The sequence below is a fragment of the Streptomyces himastatinicus ATCC 53653 genome (assembly GCF_000158915.1).
Taxonomy (GTDB): domain Bacteria; phylum Actinomycetota; class Actinomycetes; order Streptomycetales; family Streptomycetaceae; genus Streptomyces; species Streptomyces himastatinicus.
The window spans coordinates 1,165,899-1,171,334 of the sequence record NZ_GG657754.1 but is presented as its reverse complement, the minus strand read 5'-3'; the positions used below and the strand labels follow the sequence as shown (position 1 = coordinate 1,171,334).

Here is a 5,436-nt window from a genome sequence, read left to right as displayed (position 1 = left end):
CCGTAGTTCAATTTGTTCGACTATGCCATTCACAATAGTGGACGGCTCCTGATGATGGACGGGATGCCCGTGACGGACCTCGATCAGCTCACGCAGTCGCTCGCCCGCAACCTCAAGCGCTGGCGCAACGAACGCGGCTACACCCTCGACGCCCTCGCCGCCCGCGCCGGGGTCAGCCGGGGCATGATCATCCAGATCGAGCAAGCCCGTACGAACCCCAGTGTCGGCACCACCGTGAAGCTCGCCGACGCGCTCGGCGTGAGCATCACCACCCTGCTCGACTACGAGCAGGAAGCGCGGGTGCGGCTCGTACCGCCCGAGCAGGCGGTGCGGATGTGGTCCACGGAGGCGGGCAGCCACACCGTTCTGCTCGTCGGGACGGAGGCGCGGGGGCCGTTGGAGCTGTGGGACTGGCGGCTGATGCCGGGCGACGGCAGCAGCTCCGATCCGCATCCGGCCGGTACCTTCGAGCTGCTGCGGGTGACCGCGGGCGAGCTGACCCTGGTCATCGGGGACCGGACGCACACCGTGCCGACCGGCACCTCGGCCGCCTTCGAGGCCAACACCCCGCACACGTACCGCAACGACGGGGACGTACCGGTGGAGATGACCATGGCGGTTTCGGTGCCGCCCGCGCGCTGAAGCGCGGGTCTGCGCACCCCTTCCGGCCTGCTAACTTGAGCCGCATGCCTACCCCGATGGATGCCTTCGACGAGGTCCGTCCCGCCGTGGAGTGCCTGGACCTGCTGACCGCCCCGGTGGCCGCCGCGCTGCGCGACTGGCGCGGCACTGACCCGGTGGAGCAGGTGCTGTACGTGGATACCGACCCGGACAAGGCCGACACCGCCGTGCTCGTCGAGAACTACGGCTCCTGGCTGCTGGAACAGTCGGCCAACTGCGTGGTGGTGGCCGGGAAGCGGGGCGGCGAGGTCACGCTCGCCGCGTGCCTGGTCCTGGCCCACACCCGTGCGGACGTCAACGGTGTCGTACGCCGCCATCTGGGCGCCCGCAAGGCGTCGTTCGCGCCGATCGACACGGCGACCGGCGAGAGCGCCATGGAGTTCGGCGGCATCACCCCGATCGGGCTGCCCGCCGACTGGCCGCTCCTGCTGGACGCCGCCGTCGCCGATATCCCGTACGCGCTCATCGGCAGCGGCAGCCGCCGGGGCAAGCTCATCGTGCCGGGCAAGGTGCTCGCCGGGCTGCCGGGCGCGGTGGTACTGGAGGGGCTCGGCACGTAAAACTCAGCGCCCGCGCCGGGACACATCCAGTGACAGGGCGGTGGAGTGCTCGGTGAAGCCCAGGCTGCGGTACAGGTGCTCGGCGTCGTCCGTAGCGTGCAGGTCGACCCGGGTGACGCCCTGCGCGGCGAACCAGTCGAGCAGCGCCTCCGCCGTGGCGCGGGCGTAACCTCGGCCCTGGTAGCGGGGGTCGGTGCAGACGTTGAAGATGAACCCGAAGCGCCCCGCGGGATGGACGGGAGCGGGCAGTCGCTCCTCCATCCGCCCCACCGCGCACGCCGCCAGATGCGGGACCCCGGGCTCGTCCCCGTCCACGACGAACGCGCCGAGCACCCTCTGTGGCTCGCTCAACTGACGCCGTGCGATCTCCTCGGCCCGCGCCTCCCAGGGCCCCGGCTCGTCCTTGCCGCGCATCGCCTGGAACATCAGCCGCCGCAGCCGGACCAGCTCGGCGGCGTCGTCGGGGCGGGCGGTCCGTATGGGGATCATGGAGCGAAGCTAGCCGCCGGGCGGTGCCGCTCCCAAATCGTTTACCGGCCCAGCCGTGGGATCTCGATGGCGGGGCAGCGGTCCATCACCATCTCAAGGCCCGCCGCCCGGGTCCGTTCGTACGCCGCCGGATCGACGACGCCGAGCTGGAACCACACCGCCTTGGCGCCGATCTCCACCGCCTGGTCGGCGATCGGCCCGGCCAGGTCGGAGTTGACGAAGACGTCGACCACGTCGACCGGGAACGGGATGTCGGCGAGCGTGGCGTACCCCGGCTCGCCGAGCACCGTCTCGGCCTTCGGGTGGACGGGGACGACGCGCTTGCCGTGGCGCTGGAGCACCCCGGCCACGCCGTACGCCGCGCGGGCCTGGTTGGACGACAGGCCGACGACCGCCCAGGTGTCTCCCAGCTCGTCCAGGATCGTGCGGATCGTCGCCGCGTCGCCATACATGGGGTGCCTCCTGCGGGTGCGGTGTCCGGTGTCCATGGGCGGAAACGGACACCGCGCCCCGGAGATTCCCCGGCGGGTGCCGGGGCCCGTTCAGGAGGCCGAGTCGGCCGCCATGCGCTCGCGCAGGCTGCGCGGCCGCATGTCGGTCCACACCTCGTCGACGTAGGCGGAGCACTCGTCCTTGGTGCCCTCCTTGCCGACGGTCTGCCAGCCGTCGGGGACGTCGAGGTCGGCGGGCCACAGGGAGTACTGGTCCTCGTCGTTGCGGAGCACCTGGAAGCGGGCGTTGTCGTCCATGAGCTGTTCTCCTGTCGTTCGGTACTGATCTTTTATGGATGTGGTTCCGGGTGGATACGGGACAGCCCGCGCAGGGTCGGGCTGGCGGTGGCGAGGACGGCCGCGGCCGCCATCCCGGCCGAGCAGACCAGGATCGCCCGGTCGCCGGGCAGGGCCTGGGTGAGCAGGCCGCCCAGCGCGGGGCCCGCCGCGCCCGCGGCCCCGCAGGCGAGGGCGAGGACGCTGGTGAGCCTGCCGCGCAGGTGGTCGGGGGTGCGCAGCAGCTGCTCCGTCATGATCGCGGTGTTCGCGGTGGGCGGGAACAGCGCCATCAGGGCGAACAGCACCCCGGTCAGATAGCCGCTGTGCACGACGGCGGCGATGGGGGTGAGCACGGTCAGCGCCCAGAACACCGCCACTATGGCGCGGTACGCGCCGAGGCGGCCGTGGAGTACGGGCGCGGCGAGCGCACCGGCGACCCCGCCCACCCCGAGCATGGCCGCCATCACCCCGACCTCCCCGGAGGGCACCCCCCGGGTTCCGGCGAGCACGATGACGACGAGGTAGAAGGCGCTGAAGAACAGGTTCAGCACGACCGCGCACAGGATGGTGACCCGGATCCGGCGCTCCTGCCACACCCACCGCAGGCCGGTCAGCATGGCGTGGCCGAGCCTGCCCGGCGCGGCGGCGGGCCGCTCCGGCTTCGGCAGCCGGAGGAAGAGCAGCGCGACGAACGAGAGGGTGTGCATGACGGCGTCGGCCAGGAAGGGGACGAAGCGCCCCACGGCGAACAGGAACCCGCCGGTGGCGGTGCCCGAGAGCTGTCCCATCGACGCCCGCGCCGTGTTCATCGAGACCGCCGCGGGCAGCTGGGCGTCGTCCACCAGCAGCGGCAGCGCCGCGTTCTCCGCCGGTTCGAAGAGCGCGGCGGCGGCCCCGAACACCGCGGCGACGGCGACCATGTGCGGCACGGTGGCCGCGTCGCCCCACACCGCCACCACGAGGCTGATGGCGGACACCGCCTGGGCCGCCTCGCAGCCGAGCATCAGCGCCTTGCGGTCGTACCGGTCCACCAGGACCCCGGCGGGCAGCCCGGCCAGCATCTGCGCGGCGGCGATCGTGCCCATCACCAGCCCGGAGGCGGCGCCCGAACCGGTGAGCGCCAGCACCAGCAGCGGGAACGCGATCATCGACGCGTGGAACCCGAACTCCGACAGCGCCTGGCTGCCCCACAGCAGCCGGTAGCCGCGGTTGCGGGCCAGCGGCACCGGCGGGGGCGCGGACGGTGGCGCCTCCACCGGGTCCGACGGAACGGCGCGGTCCCCGCTCATACGGCACCCCGGCAGTCCTGCGCGATACGGCGCAGCGCGTCCGCGAAGTCCGCGGCCACCGCCGCCACGGTCGACTCCTCGTGGACGCCGGGACGGTAGTACCAGGTGAAGCCGAGGCGGCCGTTCTGCACCGCGCCCACGACTTCCAGCAGATGCGAACCGCCCTCGCGCGGGTCGTGGTCCTGGCCGAAGGAGCCGTGTTCGGCGTGGACGAGACCGTCCTTGGCCTCGGCGGACCGGGCGTCCCACTGGCCGAGGTAGTTGAACACGACCTGGGGCCCGGCGCCGGTGCCGGTCAGCCGCTCCCGTACGGCGTCCGTGCCGAAGGTCCGCAGCGCCCCGAAGCCGAAGCCGTTGCCGGGCACGGCCCGCAGATGACGCCTGACCGACTTGACCAGGCGGCGCCAGTCGACGGACGCGGAATCCCGGGCGGCGGGCACGTCGAAGGAGACGGGGTACATCGTGGTGAACCAGCCCACCGTACGGGAGAGATCGGCGCCCTCGATGACGTCCTCCCGCCCGTGGCCCTCCAGTTCGACGGAGATCCGGTCCCGGCCGGTCCAGCGCGACAGCGCCAGCGCGAGGGCGGCCAGCAGCACATCGTTGATGCGGGTGCGGTACGCGGTGGGGGCGGCCCGCAACAGCGCCTCGGTGTCCGCCTCGTCGATCTCCACCGGCACCGCCCGGGTCTCGGCTGCCGAGGCGTCCGGGGCTTCCGAGGTTCCCGGGGCTCCCGAGGCTTCCGAAGCTCCCGGGGCGGACGGCTCGTGGTCGACCGGCAGCGGCCGCGCGTCCAGCGCCGCGGCCCAGTGGTCGGCCTCGTGGTCCAGGGCGCCGTCGGCGACCTGCTCGGCGAGCTGCCGGGCCCAGTCCCGGAACGAGGTCGACTTGGTGCCGAGGTCGACCGGCTCGCCCCGTACGCCCTGCTGGTACGCGATGTCCAGGTCGTCCAGCACGATCCGCCAGGACACCCCGTCGATGACCAGATGGTGAGCGGTCAGGAAGAGGAACGGCCGCCGGTCGTCGCCGAACCGGAACAGCGCGGCCTTCAACAGCGGGCCGCTGCCCAGGTCGAAGCCCGCGTGCAGGGCGTCGGCGGTCCGCTCCATCGCCGCGTCCGCCTCGTGCGCGGGCAGCCCGGACAGGTCGTACCGGGCGAGGACGGCTCCCGGTTCGGGCTCCGGGTCGTACTGCCGCCACTCGCCGCCCTCCTGCGTGAACCGCATCCGCAGCGCGTCATGGTGGACGAGCAGGGCGGCCAGCGCCCCTTCCAGCGCCACCTCGTCCACCTCGTGGTCCAGCTCCAGCAGGGTGGACTGGTTGAAGTAATGGGGGTTGACGGTGTGGGTGGCGAAGAACCACCGCTGGATCGGGGTGAGCGGCAGGTCTCCGGTCACCGGTTCCGCGCCGCCCTCGTCCCGTTCGGCCGTGGTCACGGCGGCGAGGGTGGCCACCGACTGGTGGCTGAACAGGTCCTTGGTGGTCAGCGCCAGCCCCGACTGGCGGGCGCGGGAGACGACCTGGATGCTCAGGATGGAATCCCCGCCGAGGTCGAAGAAGTTGTCGTGCACGCCGACCCGGTCCAGGCCGAGGACATCGGCCCAGATCGCCGCGATCCGGCTCTCCATCGGGGTGCGCGGCGCGACA

The 5,436-nt window shown here is 72.4% G+C and carries 7 protein-coding genes; 2 read left to right on the top strand and 5 right to left on the bottom strand.

Translation table 11 applies throughout. The annotated features are described in order from the left end of the window. Positions 1-69 precede the first annotated feature (69 nt). Positions 70-642, top strand: a complete 573-nt coding sequence (locus SSOG_RS04295) for a helix-turn-helix domain-containing protein (RefSeq protein WP_039940624.1) — start codon at positions 70-72, stop codon at positions 640-642. A gap of 44 nt (positions 643-686) precedes the next feature. Beyond that, entirely contained in the window at positions 687-1,241 is a 555-nt protein-coding gene (locus SSOG_RS04290) for a YbaK/EbsC family protein (protein WP_009712981.1), read from the top strand. 3 nt (positions 1,242-1,244) lie between these two features. On the opposite strand, the gene SSOG_RS04285 is transcribed toward SSOG_RS04290, so the two are convergent. The 5 genes from SSOG_RS04285 to SSOG_RS04265 form a co-directional block, all read right to left on the bottom strand. Then, positions 1,245-1,730, bottom strand: a complete 486-nt coding sequence (locus tag SSOG_RS04285; protein WP_009712980.1) for a GNAT family N-acetyltransferase — start codon at positions 1,728-1,730, stop codon at positions 1,245-1,247. A gap of 41 nt (positions 1,731-1,771) precedes the next feature. Continuing rightward, a complete protein-coding gene (locus tag SSOG_RS04280) occupies positions 1,772-2,182 on the bottom strand; it encodes a CoA-binding protein (protein WP_009712979.1) in 411 nt (136 codons plus the stop codon). A 90-nt stretch (positions 2,183-2,272) separates the two neighbouring features. Next, positions 2,273-2,479 carry an MbtH family protein gene (locus SSOG_RS04275; protein ID WP_009712978.1) on the bottom strand — a complete coding sequence of 69 codons (207 nt, stop codon included), beginning with the start codon at positions 2,477-2,479 and terminating at the stop codon, positions 2,273-2,275. 32 nt (positions 2,480-2,511) lie between these two features. Continuing rightward, positions 2,512-3,789 carry an MFS transporter gene (locus SSOG_RS04270; protein ID WP_009712977.1) on the bottom strand — a complete coding sequence of 426 codons (1,278 nt, stop codon included), beginning with the start codon at positions 3,787-3,789 and terminating at the stop codon, positions 2,512-2,514. Then, a partial coding sequence (locus SSOG_RS04265; RefSeq protein ID WP_245606220.1) for a condensation domain-containing protein occupies positions 3,786-5,436 on the bottom strand: 1,651 nt, incomplete at its 5' end. The genes SSOG_RS04265 and SSOG_RS04270, both read right to left, overlap by 4 nt.